This window comes from Streptomyces sp. NPDC043812 (assembly GCF_056436245.1).
Genome location: NZ_JBWKCY010000006.1, coordinates 145,020 through 163,199 on the forward strand (window position 1 = coordinate 145,020; position 18,180 = coordinate 163,199).

The 18,180-nt window shown below is 70.7% G+C and carries 21 protein-coding genes and 3 tRNA genes; 13 read left to right on the forward strand and 11 right to left on the reverse strand.

The features are described from left to right. Positions 1 to 50: 50 nt before the first annotated feature. From nusG to AC067Z_RS11435, 3 genes are all read right to left on the reverse strand, one after another. Positions 51 to 959, reverse strand: a complete 909-nt coding sequence (gene nusG, locus AC067Z_RS11425) for a transcription termination/antitermination protein NusG (RefSeq protein WP_478789245.1) — start codon at positions 957 to 959, stop codon at positions 51 to 53. Positions 960 to 1,033: 74 nt separating this feature from the next. After that, positions 1,034 to 1,321, reverse strand: a complete 288-nt coding sequence (gene secE, locus AC067Z_RS11430; protein ID WP_478789246.1) for a preprotein translocase subunit SecE — start codon at positions 1,319 to 1,321, stop codon at positions 1,034 to 1,036. A 108-nt stretch (positions 1,322 to 1,429) separates the two neighbouring features. After that, a tRNA-Trp gene (locus tag AC067Z_RS11435) sits at positions 1,430 to 1,502 on the reverse strand. Positions 1,503 to 1,707: 205 nt separating this feature from the next. Here AC067Z_RS11435 and AC067Z_RS11440 point away from each other — a divergent pair. Further along, on the forward strand, positions 1,708 to 2,934 hold the full coding sequence (locus AC067Z_RS11440) for a pyridoxal phosphate-dependent aminotransferase (protein ID WP_478789247.1): 1,227 nt from the start codon (positions 1,708 to 1,710) through the stop codon (positions 2,932 to 2,934). Positions 2,935 to 3,068: 134 nt separating this feature from the next. Continuing rightward, complete coding sequence (locus tag AC067Z_RS11445; RefSeq protein WP_478789248.1) at positions 3,069 to 4,097, forward strand: adenosine deaminase; 1,029 nt, start codon at positions 3,069 to 3,071, stop codon at positions 4,095 to 4,097. A gap of 129 nt (positions 4,098 to 4,226) precedes the next feature. On the opposite strand, the gene AC067Z_RS11450 is transcribed toward AC067Z_RS11445, so the two are convergent. The 6 genes from AC067Z_RS11450 to AC067Z_RS11475 form a co-directional block, all read right to left on the reverse strand. Continuing rightward, on the reverse strand, positions 4,227 to 5,282 hold the full coding sequence (locus tag AC067Z_RS11450; protein ID WP_478789249.1) for a UDP-N-acetylmuramate dehydrogenase: 1,056 nt from the start codon (positions 5,280 to 5,282) through the stop codon (positions 4,227 to 4,229). Between the two features lie 157 nt (positions 5,283 to 5,439). Continuing rightward, on the reverse strand, positions 5,440 to 5,868 hold the full coding sequence (locus AC067Z_RS11455) for a MaoC family dehydratase (protein WP_478789250.1): 429 nt from the start codon (positions 5,866 to 5,868) through the stop codon (positions 5,440 to 5,442). After that, positions 5,868 to 6,320 (reverse strand): FAS1-like dehydratase domain-containing protein, encoded by a 453-nt coding sequence (locus tag AC067Z_RS11460; RefSeq protein WP_478789251.1) that lies wholly within the window; start codon positions 6,318 to 6,320, stop codon positions 5,868 to 5,870. Before AC067Z_RS11460 ends, AC067Z_RS11455 begins: the two co-directional genes overlap by 1 nt. A gap of 129 nt (positions 6,321 to 6,449) precedes the next feature. Beyond that, positions 6,450 to 6,614 carry a 50S ribosomal protein L33 gene (gene rpmG, locus AC067Z_RS11465; RefSeq protein WP_003956487.1) on the reverse strand — a complete coding sequence of 55 codons (165 nt, stop codon included), beginning with the start codon at positions 6,612 to 6,614 and terminating at the stop codon, positions 6,450 to 6,452. 116 nt (positions 6,615 to 6,730) lie between these two features. Next, a tRNA-Met gene (locus AC067Z_RS11470) sits at positions 6,731 to 6,803 on the reverse strand. 47 nt (positions 6,804 to 6,850) lie between these two features. Beyond that, positions 6,851 to 6,923, reverse strand: a tRNA-Thr gene (locus AC067Z_RS11475). A gap of 314 nt (positions 6,924 to 7,237) precedes the next feature. On the opposite strand from AC067Z_RS11475, the gene AC067Z_RS11480 reads away from it, so the two are divergent. The 3 genes from AC067Z_RS11480 (at position 7,238) to AC067Z_RS11490 (ending at position 9,796) form a co-directional block, all read left to right on the forward strand. Further along, the gene (locus AC067Z_RS11480) at positions 7,238 to 8,473 is read left to right on the forward strand and encodes an amidohydrolase family protein (RefSeq protein WP_478789252.1); all 1,236 of its coding nucleotides are present in this window, start codon (positions 7,238 to 7,240) and stop codon (positions 8,471 to 8,473) included. 67 nt (positions 8,474 to 8,540) lie between these two features. Then, complete coding sequence (locus AC067Z_RS11485) at positions 8,541 to 9,197, forward strand: SDR family oxidoreductase (RefSeq protein ID WP_478789253.1); 657 nt, start codon at positions 8,541 to 8,543, stop codon at positions 9,195 to 9,197. Positions 9,198 to 9,286: 89 nt separating this feature from the next. Continuing rightward, on the forward strand, positions 9,287 to 9,796 hold the full coding sequence (locus AC067Z_RS11490; protein ID WP_478789254.1) for a GyrI-like domain-containing protein: 510 nt from the start codon (positions 9,287 to 9,289) through the stop codon (positions 9,794 to 9,796). Between the two features lie 102 nt (positions 9,797 to 9,898). Here AC067Z_RS11490 and AC067Z_RS11495 read toward each other — a convergent pair whose 3' ends face one another. Both AC067Z_RS11495 and AC067Z_RS11500 read right to left on the reverse strand, forming a co-directional pair. Next, positions 9,899 to 10,324, reverse strand: a complete 426-nt coding sequence (locus tag AC067Z_RS11495) for a VOC family protein (RefSeq protein ID WP_478789255.1) — start codon at positions 10,322 to 10,324, stop codon at positions 9,899 to 9,901. 286 nt (positions 10,325 to 10,610) lie between these two features. Beyond that, positions 10,611 to 11,204, reverse strand: coding sequence for an MBL fold metallo-hydrolase (locus AC067Z_RS11500; protein WP_478789256.1), 594 nt, complete (start codon positions 11,202 to 11,204; stop codon positions 10,611 to 10,613). Positions 11,205 to 11,287: 83 nt separating this feature from the next. On the opposite strand from AC067Z_RS11500, the gene AC067Z_RS11505 reads away from it, so the two are divergent. From AC067Z_RS11505 to AC067Z_RS11540, 8 genes are all read left to right on the forward strand, one after another. Next, on the forward strand, positions 11,288 to 12,244 hold the full coding sequence (locus tag AC067Z_RS11505) for a GlxA family transcriptional regulator (protein ID WP_478789257.1): 957 nt from the start codon (positions 11,288 to 11,290) through the stop codon (positions 12,242 to 12,244). A gap of 607 nt (positions 12,245 to 12,851) precedes the next feature. Beyond that, positions 12,852 to 13,235 (forward strand): hypothetical protein, encoded by a 384-nt coding sequence (locus AC067Z_RS11510; protein WP_478789258.1) that lies wholly within the window; start codon positions 12,852 to 12,854, stop codon positions 13,233 to 13,235. A 14-nt stretch (positions 13,236 to 13,249) separates the two neighbouring features. After that, the gene (locus AC067Z_RS11515) at positions 13,250 to 14,818 is read left to right on the forward strand and encodes a peptidoglycan-binding protein (RefSeq protein WP_478789259.1); all 1,569 of its coding nucleotides are present in this window, start codon (positions 13,250 to 13,252) and stop codon (positions 14,816 to 14,818) included. Positions 14,819 to 14,826: 8 nt separating this feature from the next. After that, a complete protein-coding gene (locus AC067Z_RS11520) occupies positions 14,827 to 15,258 on the forward strand; it encodes a hypothetical protein (protein ID WP_478789260.1) in 432 nt (143 codons plus the stop codon). Between the two features lie 22 nt (positions 15,259 to 15,280). Next, complete coding sequence (locus AC067Z_RS11525; RefSeq protein ID WP_478789261.1) at positions 15,281 to 15,691, forward strand: hypothetical protein; 411 nt, start codon at positions 15,281 to 15,283, stop codon at positions 15,689 to 15,691. Positions 15,692 to 15,898: 207 nt separating this feature from the next. Next, positions 15,899 to 16,309, forward strand: a complete 411-nt coding sequence (locus tag AC067Z_RS11530) for a hypothetical protein (protein WP_478789262.1) — start codon at positions 15,899 to 15,901, stop codon at positions 16,307 to 16,309. A 279-nt stretch (positions 16,310 to 16,588) separates the two neighbouring features. Continuing rightward, positions 16,589 to 17,176, forward strand: coding sequence for a hypothetical protein (locus tag AC067Z_RS11535; RefSeq protein WP_478789263.1), 588 nt, complete (start codon positions 16,589 to 16,591; stop codon positions 17,174 to 17,176). A 282-nt stretch (positions 17,177 to 17,458) separates the two neighbouring features. Further along, on the forward strand, positions 17,459 to 18,100 hold the full coding sequence (locus AC067Z_RS11540; RefSeq protein WP_478789264.1) for an NIPSNAP family protein: 642 nt from the start codon (positions 17,459 to 17,461) through the stop codon (positions 18,098 to 18,100). Positions 18,101 to 18,180 lie beyond the last annotated feature (80 nt).

Consider the following 18,180-nt stretch of genomic DNA (forward strand, 5'->3'; position numbering starts at 1 on the left):
CCCGCCGTTGGATCGGCGTGGCCGCCCCCTCAGGGCGGAGCGCGGAGAAGCTAGTTCTTCTGGATCTGGTCGAAGCTGAGCTCGACCGGGGTCTCGCGGCCGAAGATCTCGACGAGGCCCTTGACCTTCTTCGAGTCGGCGTTGATCTCGTTGATCGTGGCCTGCAGCGTCGCGAAGGGGCCGTCGGTGACGGTGACCGAGTCGCCGACCTCGAAGTCCAGCACCTGGACCTCGACCTTGCGGGCCGGAGCCGGCTTGCCCTCGGCCTCGGCGGCCTCGCGGGCGGCCTTCTCCTCGGCCTCGGGGGCGAGCATCTTGACGATCTCGTCCAGCGTCAGCGGGTACGGGTCGTAGGCGTTGCCCACGAAGCCGGTCACGCCGGGGGTGTTGCGGACGACGCCCCAGGACTCGTTCGTCAGGTCCATACGGACGAGCACGTAGCCGGGCAGCTTGTTCTGCCGGACGTTCTTGCGCTCGCCGTTCTTGATCTGGACGATCTCTTCCTCGGGGACCTCGGCCTGGTAGATGAAGTCCTCGACGTTCAGCGAGACGGCGCGCTGCTCCAGGTTGGCCTTCACGCGCTTCTCGTAGCCCGCGTAGGTGTGGATGACGTACCACTCGCCGGGCAGGCCACGCAGCTCGTCGCGCAGGGCGGTGATGGGGTCGACCGGAGCCTCGGGCTCTGCCTCGACCTCCGCCTCGTCGTCGGACTCGGACTCGGCGTCGTCGGACTCGGCCTCGTCGGACCCGGCGTCCGCCGCGACGTCGTCGGCAGCCTCGGAGTCGGTGTCGGTGTCGTCCTCGACGTGCAGCGCGGCTTCCTCGGCCGGCTCACCGGCGGCGGCGTCGGCAGCTTCGGCCTGGTCCACGTCCGCCGCCTCGACGATGTCGAGCTCGTCCTCAGCGGACTCGAAGCTCTCGCCGGACTGGACGGCGTCGTTCAGGTTCGGGTCAGACACGGTGGCTGCTTCTTCCTGGATACAGAGGGGTGGAACATGCGAAAGGGGCGCCGCATCACGGCGCCCTCCGCGGATCAGCCGAAGACGTACTTGACTGCTTCCTGGAAGCCATAGTCAATCACGGTCACGAGGCCGATCATGATGACGACGAAGACAATCACCACTGTGGTGTACGTCGTCAGTTGATTGCGAGTCGGCCAGACGACCTTGCGCAACTCTGCGACGATCTGCCGGTAGAAGAGCCCGAGACGGCCCAGCGGGCCTTTCTTGCCGCGCTTTCCGCCCTTGCGGTTCTTCTTCTTCGATTCCGGCGACTCGTCTTCGGCATCAGGCATGTCGATGGAGCCCACGGCGTCCGTCACGATCTCTCACCTGATTCCCGGGTCGTGGCCGTGCCGCGCCCGGTGGAGCCGCACGGCGGTGCATAGAAGTACGTACATGCGCACACAGCCTGGCGAAGGTGTGTGTAGCAGGGCCGGAGGGACTTGAACCCCCAACCGCTGGTTTTGGAGACCAGTGCTCTACCAATTGAGCTACGACCCTTTGTGGTTCCCCCAACCTACCGCATCCGACCGGATGCACTAAGTGCCCGGCACGGACGTGGCTGGTGAGGGCCAACGACGAGTGAGTGTACGTGGTCCCAGGCCCGGCGTCGAACACAATGCCCTCGGGTCCAGTTCTGACCACTGTTGTCCGGTCCATGAAACCTGTGTGCCTCGTCCGTTCGGCGTCTGGGAGCATGGGCCGCATGAGCGCTGCAACCCCTCCCACCGAGCGCCGGGTCTCCGCCCGCATCGGCGCGATCTCCGAGTCCGCGACCCTCGCCGTCGACGCCAAGGCCAAGGCTCTCAAGGCCGCCGGGCGTCCGGTCATCGGCTTCGGCGCGGGTGAGCCCGACTTCCCGACGCCCGACTACATCGTCGAGGCGGCTGTCGAGGCCTGCCGCAACCCGAAGTACCACCGCTACACCCCGGCCGGCGGCCTGCCCGAGCTGAAGAAGGCCATCGCCGAGAAGACGCTGCGCGACTCCGGCTACGAGGTCGACCCCGCCGAGATCCTGGTCACCAACGGCGGCAAGCAGGCGATCTACGAGGCGTTCGCCGCGATTCTCGACCCGGGTGACGAGGTCATCGTCCCGGCCCCGTACTGGACCACCTACCCCGAGTCGATCCGCCTCGCGGGCGGTGTCCCGGTCGACGTCGTCGCCGACGAGACCACCGGCTACCGCGTCTCGGTCGAGCAGCTGGAGGCCGCGCGCACGGAGAAGACCAAGGTCGTCCTCTTCGTCTCTCCGTCGAACCCGACCGGCGCCGTCTACAGCGAGGCCGACGCCCGCGCGATCGGCGAGTGGGCCGCCGAGCACGGTCTGTGGGTGATGACCGACGAGATCTACGAGCACCTGGTCTACGGCGACGCGACGTTCACCTCGCTGCCCGTCCTCGTCCCCGCGCTGCGCGAGAAGTGCATCGTGGTCAACGGCGTCGCGAAGACGTACGCGATGACGGGCTGGCGCGTCGGGTGGATCATCGGCCCGAAGGATGTCGTGAAGGCCGCGACGAACCTGCAGTCGCACGCCACCTCGAACGTCTCCAACGTGGCGCAGGTCGCCGCGCTGGCCGCCGTGTCCGGCGACCTGGACGCCGTCGCGAAGATGCGCGAGGCCTTCGACCGGCGCCGCCAGACCATCGTGCGGATGCTCAACGAGATCGACGGTGTGCTGTGCCCGACGCCCGAGGGCGCGTTCTACGCGTACCCGTCGGTGAAGGGGCTGCTCGGCAAGGAGATCCGCGGTCAGCGCCCGCAGTCCTCCGTCGAGCTCGCCGCCCTGATCCTCGACGAGGTCGAGGTCGCGGTCGTCCCCGGCGAGGCCTTCGGCACCCCCGGCTACCTGCGTCTTTCGTACGCCCTGGGCGACGAGGACCTGGTCGAGGGCGTCTCCCGGATCCAGAAGCTGCTGGCGGAGGCCAAGGCGTAGAGGGACCGCACACGAGATGCACGGAGCGGCGCCTGTCCCTGCGGGGGCGGGCGCCGCTCCGTCTTTCGTTCGGGCAAGCGCCCGATCGGGGAAACCCCCTGCCGGGGAGCCGCGTACTGAGGCAGGATCACCCAATGGAGCACGTACGCGATCTCTCCCTTCTCCCGAAGGCCCATCTGCACCTGCACTTCACCGGGTCGATGCGGCCCACCACCCTTCTGGAACTCGCCGACAAACACGGTGTGCACCTCCCCGAGGCACTGACCAGCAGGGAGCCGCCCAAGCTGCGCGCCACCGACGAGCGGGGATGGTTCCGCTTCCAGCGGCTGTACGACGCGGCCCGGTCCTGCCTGCGGGATCCGGAGGACATCCGGCGTCTGGTGCGCGAGGCGGCCGAGGAGGACATCAGGGACGGCTCGGGCTGGCTGGAGATCCAGGTCGACCCGACCTCGTACGCGCCGCGCCTCGGCGGGCTGATCCCGGCCCTGGAGATCATTCTCGACGCGGTGGACAGCGCGTCGCGGGAGACCGGTCTCGGGATGCGTGTCCTGGTGGCGGCGAACCGGATGAAGCACCCGCTGGACGCCCGCACGCTGGCGCGGCTCGCCGTGCGCTACGCGGACCGCGGCATCGTCGGGTTCGGGCTGTCCAACGACGAACGCCGGGGCATGGCGCGGGACTTCGACCGCGCCTTCGCGATCGCCCGCGAGGGCGGTCTGCTGGCAGCCCCGCACGGCGGCGAGCTCACCGGCCCCGCCTCCGTACGGGACTGCCTGGACGATCTGCACGCCTCCCGCATCGGCCACGGCGTTCGCGCCGCGGAGGATCCCCGGCTGCTGCGCAAGCTGGCCGAGCGCGGGGTGACCTGCGAGGTGTGCCCGGCGTCGAACGTGGCGCTGGGCGTGTACGAGAAGCCGGAGGACGTTCCGCTGCGGACGCTCTTCGACGCCGGGGTCCCGATGGCGCTCGGGGCGGACGACCCACTGCTGTTCGGGTCGCGGCTCGCGGCGCAGTACGAGCTGGCCCGCCGCCATCACGGCTTCACCGACGAGGAGCTCGCGGAGCTGGCCCGCCAGTCGGTGCGCGGCTCCGCCGCCCCGGAGGACGTCAGGGAGAAGCTGCTCGCCGGGGTCGACGACTGGCTGGCGGGCCCGGGAGTCTGATCCGGCCACGCGGCGGGTACGCCGTCGAGGCCGGTCGGTGACCGCCGAAGACGGCGGCGCGGGGGCGAGGCCGGCGGCCCGAGGGGCGTCTCGTGGGCGAACGCCCCCGGACGCACACCGCCGGGCGCGCTACAGGCTGACGCCGACCGTCACCGGCTCGTTGACGAGCGTCACGCCGAAGGCGTCCCGTACTCCGGACACCACCTCGCGAGCCAGTGCGAGCAGATCCTCGGTGGTGGCCTCTCCCCTGTTGGTGAGGGCGAGCGCGTGCTTGGTGGAGATCCGGGCCGGGCCGGATCCGTAGCCCTTCGTGAAGCCGGCCCGGTCGATCAACCAGGCGGCGGAGGTCTTGGTGAGGCCGTCACCGGCCGGGTAGGCGGGCGGGGCGATGTCGTCGCCGAGGCGGTCGCGCACCCGGGTCAGGAACGTCTCGTACTCGGCCGCTGTGAGGATCGGGTTGGTGAAGAACGACCCGGCCGACCAGGTGTCGTGGTCCTCGGGGTCGAGCACCATGCCCTTGCCGGCGCGCAGCGCCAGCACCGTCTTGCGCGCGGCGGCGGCCGGGACGCGGTCGCCGACCTCGACACCGAGCGCCCGGGCCGTCTCCGCGTACTTCACGGGAGCCGAGAGGCCGCCCGCGTCCTCGAGCGCGAAGCGGACGCGGAGCACGACGTAGCGCTCCGGGTGCTGCTTGAAGCGGCTGTGCCGGTAGGAGAAGCCGCACTCATCGTTCGACAGCGTCACCGTCTCGCCGGTGGTGCGGTCGTAGGCGACGACCTCGGTGATGGTGCCCGAGACCTCCTGGCCGTAGGCACCGACGTTCTGGATCGGGGTCGCGCCGGCCGAGCCGGGGATGCCTGCGAGGCACTCGACTCCCGCGAGGCCCGCCTCGACGGTGCGGGCGACCGCGTCCGTCCAGACCTCGCCCGCGGCGAGTTCCAGCCGGGTCCCGTCGAGCAGGAAGCCGCGGGTGGCGATGCGCAGGGCCGTGCCCTCGAAGCCCTTGTCGCCGATCACGAGGTTGCTTCCGCCGCCGATGATCAGCAGCGGCGTGCCGGCGTCGTCCGCCTCGCGCACGGCGGCGATCACCTCGTCGTCGGTCGTGGCCACCACGAGGCGCGTGGCGGGGCCGCCGAGCCGGAAGGTGGTCAGGGGGGCGAGGGGGGCGTCGTGAAGTTCCTGCACGGGGACAAGAGTACGGTCCGCGGCCCCGCCACTCGGGCGGGGCCGCGGACCGGGGCCGTACAGAGGGGAGCGGACCGGGTTCAGACGGCGATCCCCGCGGGATCGTCGAAGGGGCGCCTGCAGTGGCAGGCGCCCTTCTCCACACCCCTGCCCCGGCTCAGGCGAGCTGGACCACGGCGCGGGACATACCGAGCACCTTCTGCCCGTCGCAGGTCGCCGTCAGATCGACGCGCACCCGCTTGTCGTCCAGCAGAGCCGCGACCTTGCCGCTGACCTCGACGACCGCGCCCTTGTCGTCGTTCGGCACGACGACCGGCTTGGTGAAACGCACGCCGTACTCGACGACCGCACCCGGGTCGCCCAGCCAGTCCGTCACCACACGGACCGCCTCGGCCATGGTGAACATGCCGTGGGCGATCACGTCCGGGAGACCGACCTCGACGGCGAACTTCTCGTTCCAGTGGATCGGGTTGAAGTCACCGGAGGCGCCGGCGTACTGCACGAGCGTGGCGCGGGTCACGGGGAAACTCTGCGCCGGCAGCTCGGTGCCGACCTCCACGTCCGCGTAAGCGATCTTCGCTGCCATCACGCCTCCTCGGCGGCGCGTGCCACCAGCTTCGTCCAGGCGGTCACCACGTGCTCGCCGGCCGCGTCGTGGACCTCACCCCGGATGTCGAGAATGTCGTTGCCCGCAAGGGACTTGATCGACTCGATGGTCGAGGTCACGGTCAGCCGGTCCCCCGCGCGCACCGGGCGGCGGTAGGCGAACTTCTGGTCCCCGTGCACCACTCGGCTGTAGTCCAGCCCAAGCTGCGGATCCTGCACGACCTCGCCGGCCGCCTTGAACGTGATGGCGAACACGAAGGTCGGCGGAGCGATCACATCGGCGTGACCGAGCGCGCCCGCCGCCTCGGGATCGGTGTAGGCCGGATTCGGGTCGCCCACCGCCTCGGCGAACTCGCGGATCTTCTCCCGGCCCACCTCGTACGGCGCGGTGGGCGGATACGTCCGCCCGACGAACGACTGGTCGAGCGCCATGGACTGGCTCCCTCCTGATTGACCCAACGGATTGGGCGGGTCCGTCCGACCTCAGGGTGCACGGACCGGCCACGACACAAACGACACGAGGCCGCCCCCAGCGGGGACGGCCTCGTGTACGAGCCTGATTCAGCGCGTTTCGCGGTGCGCCGTGTGCGAGTTGCAGCGCGGGCAGTGCTTCTTCATCTCAAGACGGTCCGGGTTGTTACGCCGGTTCTTCTTGGTGATGTAGTTCCGCTCCTTGCACTCCACGCAGGCCAGCGTGATCTTCGGGCGGACGTCGGTGGCAGCCACGTGAGTGCTCCTTGGACGGACGGATGGACGGATGGGTGTCCCTCCACGCCAAAGGCTGGGGGGAACAATAAAGAGTAGCCGACCGGAGGACCGACCCCACAATCGGCTACTGTGTGTAGCGGTGACCGGACTTGAACCGGTGACACAGCGATTATGAGCCGCTTGCTCTACCGACTGAGCTACACCGCTTTGATGACGGATCCCCTCGCCCGAAGGCGAGGATCACCGATCACCAGAGCCCCAATACGGAATCGAACCGTAGACCTTCTCCTTACCATGGAGACGCTCTACCGACTGAGCTATTGGGGCGAGCGATGAAGACATTACACGGTCGCCCGCCGATCGCCCAAATCCGTTTAGCGGCCCCCTGTCCGGCCCGGACCGGCACCCGCGCGGCCCGCACGTCGCCCCACCGCGGCCCCGCCATCACGTACCCGTTGTCCGGCTTGCTCCCGCGGCGTCACCCCCGTCCCGTACGTCGCGTGTGACCACACCAGTACGACTATTGCGCTCCTCCTCGAAGCTCACTCCGAGCGCCCCTAGTCTCGACTCACGCTGAGTGATCCCTTCGGTGATCCCTTCCGGTGCCGCAGGCCCCCGAACCCTCCTCCTCCAGGAGCGCGATGCCCGACAGTCAGCCGCAGCCCCCCGACAGCGCGACCACGGACCACACGGCGCTGCTGCTGTGCGGCGCGCGCCTCACCGACGGCCGCACCGTCGACGTACGGCTCGGCGGCGGCCGCATCGAGGCGGTCGGCACCGCGGGCAGCCTGCCCCCGCACTCCGCCCGCGTCGATCTGACCGGCTATCTGCTGCTCCCCGCGCCCGCCGACCCGCACACCCACGGCGACACCGCGCTCAGCGCCGAGACCCCGGGCCCCGTCTCGTACGAGCCCGACGACATCCGGCGCCGCGCGACCGAGGCCGCGTTGCTGCAGGTGGGACACGGCGCGACCGCGTTGCGCTCCCATGTGCGCATCGGGGACGTGCAAGGGCTCGGCGCGCTGGAAGCGGTACTGCAGGCACGGCGTTCGCTGCGCGGTCTCGCCGATCTCACCGCGGTCGCCGTGCCCCGGCTGCTGACCGGGGTCGCAGGCGCCGAGGGCATGGCGATCCTGCGCGACGCCATGAAGATGGGCGCCGGGGTGGTGGGCGGCTGCCCCAACGCCGACCCCGACCCCACCGGGTACGTCGAGGCAGTCCTGGAGATCGCCGCCGAGCACGGCTGCCCCGTCGATCTGCACACACACGGCGACGATCCGGCACGCCTCGCCCGGCTGGCAGCCATGGCCGGCGGGTTGCGCCCCGGCGTCACGATCGGCCCCTGCGCCGGACTCTCCCGGCTGCCGCGCGACGTCGCCGCCCGTGCCGCCGACCGCCTCGCGGCGGCCGGGGTCACCGTCGTCTCCCTGCCCCAGGGCGGCTGCGCCGGTATCGAGCACCGCGGGAACGCCCCCGTACGGCTGCTGCGCGCCGCCGGCGTCACCGTCGCGGCCGGCAGCGGCGCGCTGCGGGACATCATCTGCAACCCGGTGGGCCGCGGCGATCCGCTGGAGGCCGCCTATCTGCTGGCCTCCCAGGCGGGAATGCGCCCGTCGGACGCGTACGGCTGCGTGGCCGGCACCGCCCGCACGGTGATGGGCCTTCCCGAAGTACGTGTCGAGGCGGGGTTTCCGGCCGAACTGCTGGCTGTGCGCGGAGAGCGTCTCTCGGGCGTACTGTCCCTCGCCTACAGCCGCATCGTCATCCACCGCGGGCGGGTGGTGGCCCGCACCAGCGCCGTACGCGAGTACTGCGACTCGGCGGCCACCGTGGCGCTCGAACTGCCGCGTCAGGGGCGGCCGGACACCTGCCCGTAGGGCACTGCGGCCGCGTCGCCCGCCACTTCCTGAGCGCGGGCCGTGCTTCGGACGTACGGTCGTAAGCATGCGCATTGTCATAGCTGGTGGACACGGTCAGATCGCACTCCGGCTCGAGCGACTGCTCTCGGCGGGCGGACACGAGGTCGCGGGCATCATCCGCAGTCTCGATCAGGGCGACGACCTGCGGGAAGCCGGAGCCGAGCCGGTGCTGCTGGATCTGGAGTCGGCCTCCGTGGAGGAGGCGGCAGCGGTGCTCCAAGGCGCGGACGCGGCGGTCTTCGCAGCCGGCGCGGGTCCGAACAGCGGCGTCGCCCGCAAGGACACCGTGGACCGCGGCGCGGCGGTGCTCTTCGCCGACGCGGCGGAACGGGCGGGCGTACGCCGGTACATCGTGGTCTCGTCCATGGGCGCCGACGCGCAGCACGAGGGCGACGAGGTGTTCGACGCATATCTGCGGGCGAAGGGCGCGGCCGACGACTACGTGCGCGGCAAGACCGGCCTGGACTGGACGATCCTGCGGCCCGGTGCGCTCACGAACGACGCGGGCAAGGGGCTGGTACGGCTCGGGGCGTCGACAGGGCGCGGGCCGGTACCGCGGGACGATGTGGCTGCGGTGCTCGCGGAGATGACGGAGTCGACTGCCACGGCCGGTCTGACGCTGGAGCTGATCAGCGGCTCGGTTCCCGTGGCGGTGGCGGTGAAGGATGTCGCCGGGAACTGACCCGGTGATCGAGGGCCGTTCACCGGCCCGCGGCCCGGCCGCTGCGCCCCCACCGATGAATTTCGCCTGCCCCGAGGGTCCTTGAGGTCATGAATCGTCACACACCGGAGATCCACCCCGCGATCGTCGAACGCGGCGAGCAGCCGTACGCCTACGTCCGTGGCTCGGTACGCCTGGACAACTTCGCCGTGCTCGCCGACCGGCTGCCCGAACTGATCGGCTGGCTGAGCGGCCGGGGCGCGGAGTTCGCCGGGGCGCCGTTCTTCCGCTTCAACACCCTCGACATGGAAGGGGTGTCGGCGGTCGAGGCGGGCATGCCCGTCACGTCCCTGCCCGTGCCGGAGGGCGACATCGGCGTGGCGCTGCTGCCGGCAGGCCGCTACGCGACCGTCAGGCACCTCGGCCATCCCGACCAGCTGTTCGGCGTCGTCACGGCTCTGCGGGCGTGGGCGGCACGAGAGGGCCTGGACTGGGACATGACGGACGTCGACGGGGTCGAGCACTGGGCGTGCAGGCTGGAGTCGTATCTGACCGACCCCCGGGTGGAACCGGACCCGTCGAAGTGGGAGATCGAGCTGGCGTTCCGACTGGCGGACTGACACGGGCGTCGCGCAGGGGCGTGGGCGGCGGGCGATCCGGCCCGCCCGGCCTTGCGCCTGCCGGGCGTGGGGGCGTTTCCGGGCGCCGATCGGGTGCCCGACTCAGACGACCGGCTCGCCGACGCCCAGCATGTTCCCCTCGCTGTCACGGAACCAGGCGGCGCGTTCGCCCCTGGCGCCCTTGCTCGGGTAGTTCCCGTCGATCTCGGCGATCCCGTCCCGCGTGCGAAGCCCGGGGACGTCGACCTCCTCGAACACCACGCCGCGCCGTCTGAGTTCCGACACGACAGCTTCTACGTCGTCGACCTGCCACCCCATCTGCGTGAAGGTGCCGGGAGAGGCTCCCGTCGACTGGAACAGCGCGAACTCCACGCCTTGGCACCGGTACAGCAGCCCACCGGGCCGTTCATCGACGGGCTCCAGACCGAGCTGCTCGGAGTAGAAACGCCGCGCCCGGTCCAGGTTCTGGGCCGGAAGCCTGGTCGCCACGCGTGCCCCGGCCAGACCGTTCCTGCCGTCTGCGTTCATGCCCTCCACTATGCCGCGAGCGGTGGCCCGAGGGCTGGAGGCACCAGGCTCGCTCGGCGGGGTCACCTCGCGCATGGCGGGGTCACCGACCTTCCCTCGGCGGTTCCCCCTGGCCACTCCGCCGCCCACCGCCGGCTCCGCGCCGGCGGCCTGCGCTCCGGCGGACAGCCGCCAGGGAGCTCGCCCGAACGAGACAGAGGGGACATCCGGCCTGCCGACGACGATGGCCCCTGATCCGCGTTTCCGCAGCTCAGGGGCCATCTTCATCGCGGCCGTGCTCAACGCCCTAGCGCGGCGCGGTGTCGTCGGCCGGGAACGCGGCGCCGTGGCCGGGCACGATCAGATCCGCGGCGGCGAGTACCCGGAGCCGGGACTCCAGCAGCATCTCGTGGTCCGGGGCCACCGGGTCGTCCACCGGGCCGTTGGGACGCCACCACAGGTCACCCACGAAGGCCACCACACCCGAGTCCGTGCCTGCCAGCAGGGTGATGTCCTCGCGGCTGTGACCCGGGGTGCGGATCAGCCTGAGCGAGGAGGTCAGTTCGTAGCCCTCGGCGTCGCGGTCGGTCCACTGGTCGTTCTGGTAGATCGCCTTGTGGTCGTGGACGCGAGCCCGGCCGAAGAGGCCGACGTTCATGGTGTTGTCGGGATGGTGGTGGCTGAGCACCACGTCGGTGATGTCATCGGGGCCGATCCCCGACTCGGCGAGCGGACCGAGGATCCGCTCGCGGCCGGCCACCATTCCCGGGTCGACGATCACGCGGCGTTCCCCGTCACTGATGTAGGAGACGGTGGCGGCCACCCCGGGGCCGGTGGAGAGGGTGTAGCCGGTGGTCAGGATCCTGTAGGTGGCGCTGCGGCCGAGCGGTGCGTCTGTCATGACCCCAAGTCTTCGGGGCAGAAGCCTCCTTCACGAGTGGCCGCACTGCCACTGATCGCAGGAATCGTGCCACACTGCCCCGCATGCCGCCCTTCGTGACCGTCGCCGCCTACGCCCCGCCCGGTGTCGGGATGCTCGGAGCCGGCATCGCCTCCGAGGTGTTCGACGCGCGCGGCCCGGACCTGCCCCGCTTCGACTTCGCCCTGTGCACCGACCGGCCCGGACGGATCCGCAGTGATGTCGGGCTGCCGATCGTGGTCGAGCACGGCCTGGACCGGCTGGCCGCCGCCGATCTGGTGATCGCCCTGCCGTGGGCCGAGTTCCGTACACCGCCGGGACCCGCCGTGCTCGAGGCGCTGACCGCCGCACATGAGCGCGGTGCGCTGGTCGCGGGACACTGCGTCGGCGCCTTCGCGCTCGCCGCGGCCGGCCTGCTCGACGGGCGGCGCGCCACCACCCACTGGCGGTTCGCCGGTCTGCTGGCCGACCGCCACCCCGACGTCACCGTCGAACCCGACGCCCTGTACATCGACGAAGGCCGGATCGCCACGGGCGCGGGAGCCGCCGCCGGCTTCGACCTGTGCCTGCACCTTCTGCGGCGGGAGTACGGAGCTGCCACGGCCAACGCCATCGCCCGAGACCTGGTTCTGCCGTCCCACCGCGACGGTGGCCAAGCCCAGTACCTGGCCACCCCGGCCCCCGAGAACTGCCATGACGATCGGCTTGCCGACGTGCTCGCCTGGGCCCGCGAGCACCTCCACGAGCCGCTTCCCGTGGCGGAGTTGGCCCGCCGATCCCTGATGAGCAGGCGCTCCTTCGCCCGCCGTTTCGCCGCCTCGACCGGCACCACCCCGCACGCCTGGCTGCTCGGCCTGCGGCTCAGCCGCGCCGAGGAACTCCTGGAGACCACGGACTTCCCTGTCGAGGAGATCGCCCGCCTGGTCGGCTTCGGAAGCGCGGCCGTCCTGCGCTCACAGTTCGTACGGCGTCGGGGAGTCCCGCCCCGCTCCTACCGCCGGTCCTTCACGCGTACGCCGTAGCCGGCGAGGGGCATGCCCCATCCCTGCCCGCGCAGCAGTGGACAGCGTCAAACCGCCAGTACCGCCCACGTTGACGGTGACGGCGGTCGGGGTGGCGGAGGCCGGGAGATGTTCTCCTCCGTCTCTCCAGGACGGGCGTTGCACCACCTTCAAGCCGTGGTGGCCACGCCCCTTGGGGGGCTCGCCCCCGCCCCCGCCTCCGCTTCGGGCGGCTTTTCAGGAGGGGCCCGCCTCGCTGAAAAGCCTTGGGAGCTTCCGGGACGGGTCCGGTGCGCCTCTTGATCAGCGGCGAGCCAGAAGGGTGCCGGCCCTGCGACGGGCGGAAGTCACGAGGTCTGGTCACGTGGCACCGCGGTTCACCGATACGGCCCAAGGGCCGCACCCCAGGGGTCGGACGCTTTCTGGATGAGGGTGCGGCCCTTCGGCTTTTGCGGTGGGCGCGGCGCTCGTCGCCGGGTGGCACATACACGGGAGCCCTGTGGGGAACCTGTGGCGGCGGGCGTGTCCATGGCAGTCATCTGCTAACTTCCTGACGGTTGTGACCTGGCGCAACTTCCCTGTTCGGAAGGTGTGTCGGGGTCGGGGAAGCAGAAACGGGGGAAGGGCCATGACCTCTTCGGGGGGCTACCAGGTCGGGCACAAGGGCATGTCGGGCCAGGCCGGCGAACTGGACGGTTCCGGCAACGACGTGGGCAAGATCCGCAAGGCCGTCGCCAGCACGATGTGCTACACGCAGGACGCCCTCGGCGGCTCCGACACCGGGCCCGCGTTCAACGAGTTCGCGGCCGCCTGGGAGGCCGAGACCAAGGTCCTCGAAGCGGCCCTGCACGAACTCGCGAACAAAGTCCGTCTCTCCAGCCACGCGTACCGCGGTTCCGACATCGACGTCCGTACGGGAGCGCAAGCCGTCTCCGTCGGCTCGGCGGACGACGCGGCCGTCAGCACGATGCCGGCCCACGCCCAGCGCCCGTCCGCGCTGGCCGCCTACTGACGGGGCACGCGTCCATGACGGAATCCACGAACGACCGCAGGCAGAAGCTCAACGGCCTGCGCGGGCGCATCTCCTCGGCCGGCAGCAAGAACGACCTGATCGACGCGATCGACGACGCCCTCGGCGTCTCGGCACCGGTCGGCGACCCGAAGGTGATCGAGGCCCTGGGCAAGCGCTACACCGGCCAGACCGACGAGGCCGACGCGGTGAGCGACCGGATCGACAGGATCGCCCGCACGGGTCTTCCGCAGATCTGGGTCGGCGACACGAGCGTCCTCGCCTCCGAGGTGGTGGGCGCCGCCTCCCGCGACGCCCAGCAGATGATCGAGGCGTTCCGGGGCGGCGGCAAGGCACTGATCGCGCTGTCCGACGCGCTGGAGATCGCGCAGACCACGGACGGCACCGGCCGCGGCAAGCTGCGGGACGCCCGCACCATGCTCGGCGGCAAGGACGGCTTCTTCGACGACTGGCACGAGGACGACGACGAGGAGGAGGTCCGTCTGCGGGCCCGCTCGCTGGCCTCCCACGGCGTCGACGACCTGCACACGGCGGCCGTCGGCGCCGACGACGCCGCCCGCGTCGCGGCCCGCGACCTCAACAAGTTCGCCGCCGAGGCCCGCGCCGGTCAGATGGACACCGACGAACTGACCGCCGCCGACCGCCTCGCCCTCGCCGACACGAGCAACGTCGGCGGCAGCGCCGAACTGAACGAGATCCTCAGCGCCAACGACCTCGAACGGTCGGGCCGTGCCATGGAGAACCTCTCGCCCGCCGAACGGGCCCGTATGGAACGGCTCCTGGCGAACGCGTCGAGCCCGCAGGAGAAGGCGTACCTCATGAAGGCCCTCGCCTCGGGCTACGACGTCGGCGAGGTCGAGGAGTTCGGAGGGAAGATCCACGGCAAGGACTCGGCGTGGCTCGCGGAGCACCTGACGCCGGTCACCACCGGCTCGACCACGGGGAAGGAGGATCAGAAGTTCGGTGACGAGAAATGGTCCCAGGACGACGCGACCTGCGTCCCGTCCTCGACGGTCACCGCGCGCGCCCTGGTCGACCCGGTCTACGCCCTCGAACTCACCGGCGGTCCCGACGGCCAGGACGATGACCCCGACCACTTCCGCAAGCGCCTGCACGACGAGCAGTTCCGGATGAACGACGAGGGCGACGGCGACTACGACGGCTGGTGGTGGGACCGCCACCCGGCCGGGATGGACTCCGACGGGCAGGAGGAGATCTCGAACAAGGAACTCGGCCCGCACACCGGCGACAAGTACGACACGCAGGAGATGGACGGCGCCGACGACCGGCGCGGTGTCCTGCCCGACATCGAGAAGTCCGTGGCCGATGGCAAGCCGGTCCCCATCAACATCTCCGGCAAGGACGCGGAAGGCGAGTGGATCGGCCACAGCGTGATGATCGTCGGGCAGGAGGACGGGAAGCTGCAGATCTACAACCCCTGGGGCACCACCACGTGGGTGAGCGAGGACGACTTCATCAACGGCGACCTCAGCGCGGCCACCGACGACCGCTTCTCCAAGGGCCGTAACGGCGATGTCAGCACCGTCTACATCGAACAGGATTGATGGTGTCCATGCGATCTTCCCTGCGTACGGCGCCCGTGCTGGCCGCCCTGCTTCTTGTCCTCACCGGCTGCGGCGACTCCGCGTACGAGACCGACGAGCGGACCATCTCGGTCGACCGCGGCGAGAAGTTCACGCTGGAGGTGCCGGCCGCCATGGAGCTCGGCCAGAACTGGTACCTGGCGGACCCGCGCCCGGACCCGGACGTCCTGGAGTACCGGGGCAACCGCGAGCACACCGGCGACGTCAGTGACGGAGCCCAGTTCTTCGACTTCACCGGACTCTCGTCCGGGAAGACGACGGTGAAGCTGGTGTTCTGCCCCTACGCGCGGTGCCACAGCGCCGACGAGGTCGCAGCGTCGCCGGTGCCGACAGCCACGAGCACCCCGAAGAACTCGGACCAGGAACCCGCCTACTACCTCTATACGATCACCGTCCGCTGAGCCGGACCGGAACGGAACGACGATGGTCCACGCCCCCTCCCCGCGTACCGACGACGAGGTGCTCGCCGCCACCGACATCGAGGCACTGCTGCGCCACGGCCTCAGGCGCGACGCCTTCCGCAGCATGCTCTTCGGCGACGGTGCGATCGCCGCCGCCATCACCCTCGACCGGCTCGGAGTGCTGCCGCGCTCGGTGAGGTACGTCGCGAAGATCGTCCGGGCCGGCGGCCTCGCGTACGCGGCGGGGCTGGCCGAGCCCCTGCCGTCGGGGACCGCGTCCGCATGCCTGCGGGACTGGCTGGAGACCGCCGCGCAGGTCGCCGACACACCGGATGACCAGGCGCGCGCCGCACGCTGGCTGGACACGGTCGCCGAGCTCGTCGGCCTGCGCCGCGGCAGCCGGGCCGCGACGGCGGGGCCAGGTCCGGCCTGATCCTCACGAGAGGCGCCGGCCGAGCGGTGTCTCGCCGTCGAGGACCAGCAGCATCCCCCCGCGGGCAGCCCGTTGCGGAGTGTGGTCTGAACAGGTGGACTGGCGTTCCGTCAGCAGGGCCGTGGGGGTTAGGAGATCGTCACGCATCAGCTCGTGGTGCGGCCTCGACGAAAGCGGGACTCCATGCGGTCCAGGATTGCGGCCCTTGTGCTCACGGCAACCGCCCTGACGGGTCTTGGCGTGGTCAACGCGTCCAGCGCGTCGGCGGACGAAGAGCTCGAGTTCACCTACGCCAGCCCTGAGATCTCCGAGGACGGGGACAAGGTCACCTGGAGCTGGACGGTGACCAATCCCGGTGACCAGGAGATCGACCAGCTCGTCCTGACCCACAGGATCACCCCCGAGCTGCCAGTCGCGGAGGTGAGCGAGCCGTGCGAGGCCACGGCTGACGCCATCCGATGCGAGTACGGCAGCCTTGCCCCTGGTCAGTCGGTGGAGGGCGTGGTGGTGGCCGACCTGCCCGCGGATTCGGGCGGCGCGCCGAACATCAAGGGACGGGTGACCTGGCAGCCGGCTCCGACCACTGCCGCTGACCGCCCGGAGCGCACACACCCGTAGGAATGATCAGCTCCCGCTCGGCCTGCGACGAGACGCACTCAGTCTTCGGTACATCACTGGACATCGTCTGAACGCTCCGACAACGCAGCAAGGTGCGTGGCAGGCAGCGCGTGCCAGGCATGATCCGGAAGAGGCGGCCCAGGCGCCGTCCCGGCCGGTGGCCCGCGCGGCCGACCAGGTGCAGGCCATCCGGGCGAGGCGCCGGGCCCGTACGGCATGGTGCCCAGGGCCGCGGCGCCGCGCGGCGGATGCTGATGCCTCCCCCTGCAGGAGAGGCCCGTGAGCGATCCCAGCCCCCGAGTGACCCCGAGGCCGGCATCCGTCGCAGCAGGCGATGACATTCCCGCTCCCGGAGTCATCGGCATCGGACTCGCCGCGGTGTTGACGTTCGCGTTCGCCCAGGGCTCGTGGCAGTGGTTCGCCACGTTCATCGGGGTGACGCTCCTTGCGGTGATGCTCGCCTTCCAGCGACGGGCGGAGTGGACGCCGGACATTCGCTCGGCGTACATGCGCGGCCTGGTCGCGTACGCGCTGGTCGTCGGCCTGTGCGTGGCGATCGCACTTGCACCCCTGCTGCAGCGCCGGGCCTGGCTGTTCCCGATGCCGGGCACGCGCAGCGAGTGCGGGCTGATGGGCAGGTACGAGGCCCTCCGGGTGCAGGCCGCGCTGGGGAACCTGGCCGGCAGTGACGGTGCCGCTCTGGCGTTCGCGCAGGAGGCCCAGGCCCGCAAGGCCGTTGCCGAGTGCCTGGCGGCCACGACGACTCTGTGGCTGCCCCTGTACGGGCTGGGGGCGGCGGTGCTGGTGGGGGCGGCCGCGTATTTCCGCGACCGGGCCCGGGCGAGGCCCGGCCCCGTCGGCTATTGAGCCGGGCGCCGACCGCGCTCAGGGCAGCGACGGCATTGCCTTGTCCTGCGATGCGAAGTACCTGAAGGGTGGCGACGAGGCCGCGAACGCGAAGATCTCCGCCCGACTCAGAGAGTGTGGACCGGCCTCGACCCAAGCGGGACCGGGCGGTGGCACTCGACGCCTTTCAAGGGGCAGGCGGTGTCGTCAAAGTCCTGTCCGCCCGGCGGTGTCCTGCGTGCGCTGCCAGTTCACCCAGTCCACTGACAGGAGATGTCAGTGAACTGTCCCTAGTCTCCGGCCATGGACGTCATCGTCGAACTCCGGCAATACACCCTCCGCCCGGGCGCCCGGGACACCCTGGTCGACCTCTTCGAGCGGGAATTCGTCACCGGGCAGGAGGCGGCCGGCATCACCGTAGGAGGCCGGTTCCGGGACCTGGACGACTCGGACCGCTTCGTCTGGCTGCGCAGCTTCCCGGATATGGCAGAGCGGGCCCGGGCGCTGCACGCCTTCTACGACGGCCCCGTCTGGCAGGCACACCGCGAGAGGGCCAACGCGACCATGCTGGACTCGGACGACGTGCTCCTGCTGCGCGGACCGGGCTTCACCGCCCCGGACACCGCAGGGCCGGTCGTCGCGACAATCTGCCACCCCATGGATACGGCCTTCGCCGACCACTTCGAGCAGCACCTGCGCCCCGCGCTGGCCGCCGCCGGGACCCCTGCGCAGGCGGTACACCGCTCCGAGCACGCGGAGAACACTTTCCCCGCGCTGCCGGTCCGGACCGGTGAGGAGGTCCTGCTCTGGTTCACGGCGGGCGAGGTACCGCCCCTGCCGGACCTCTCGGCTCATCTGAAGTCGGCTCCGCGGCAGCTCCGGCTGGAGCCCGTTCGGGGGCAGCAGCCCCGGGGACTTGCGACGCCTGCTCATCGCCGCAGGTAGACATCGGAAGTCCCGTCCACGCCCCCTCCACAACAGCCGGTAGAGACGTGAAACAGAGAGACAGTGCGCGACGGCTCGAT

Bases quoted from the DNA above. Each gene is read 5' to 3' on its own strand.
- AC067Z_RS11440 (WP_478789247.1), top strand. From the start codon at position 1,708: ATGAGCGCTGCAACCCCTCCCACCGAGCGCCGGGTCTCCGCCCGCATC.
- AC067Z_RS11445 (WP_478789248.1), top strand. From the start codon at position 3,069: ATGGAGCACGTACGCGATCTCTCCCTTCTCCCGAAGGCCCATCTGCAC.
- AC067Z_RS11455 (WP_478789250.1), bottom strand. From the start codon at position 5,868: ATGGCAGCGAAGATCGCTTACGCGGACGTGGAGGTCGGCACCGAGCTG.
- AC067Z_RS11460 (WP_478789251.1), bottom strand. From the start codon at position 6,320: ATGGCGCTCGACCAGTCGTTCGTCGGGCGGACGTATCCGCCCACCGCG.
- AC067Z_RS11480 (WP_478789252.1), top strand. From the start codon at position 7,238: ATGCCCGACAGTCAGCCGCAGCCCCCCGACAGCGCGACCACGGACCAC.
- AC067Z_RS11485 (WP_478789253.1), top strand. From the start codon at position 8,541: ATGCGCATTGTCATAGCTGGTGGACACGGTCAGATCGCACTCCGGCTC.
- AC067Z_RS11490 (WP_478789254.1), top strand. From the start codon at position 9,287: ATGAATCGTCACACACCGGAGATCCACCCCGCGATCGTCGAACGCGGC.
- AC067Z_RS11495 (WP_478789255.1), bottom strand. From the start codon at position 10,324: ATGAACGCAGACGGCAGGAACGGTCTGGCCGGGGCACGCGTGGCGACC.
- AC067Z_RS11500 (WP_478789256.1), bottom strand. From the start codon at position 11,204: ATGACAGACGCACCGCTCGGCCGCAGCGCCACCTACAGGATCCTGACC.
- AC067Z_RS11505 (WP_478789257.1), top strand. From the start codon at position 11,288: ATGCCGCCCTTCGTGACCGTCGCCGCCTACGCCCCGCCCGGTGTCGGG.
- AC067Z_RS11510 (WP_478789258.1), top strand. From the start codon at position 12,852: ATGACCTCTTCGGGGGGCTACCAGGTCGGGCACAAGGGCATGTCGGGC.
- AC067Z_RS11515 (WP_478789259.1), top strand. From the start codon at position 13,250: ATGACGGAATCCACGAACGACCGCAGGCAGAAGCTCAACGGCCTGCGC.
- AC067Z_RS11520 (WP_478789260.1), top strand. From the start codon at position 14,827: ATGCGATCTTCCCTGCGTACGGCGCCCGTGCTGGCCGCCCTGCTTCTT.
- AC067Z_RS11525 (WP_478789261.1), top strand. From the start codon at position 15,281: ATGGTCCACGCCCCCTCCCCGCGTACCGACGACGAGGTGCTCGCCGCC.
- AC067Z_RS11540 (WP_478789264.1), top strand. From the start codon at position 17,459: ATGGACGTCATCGTCGAACTCCGGCAATACACCCTCCGCCCGGGCGCC.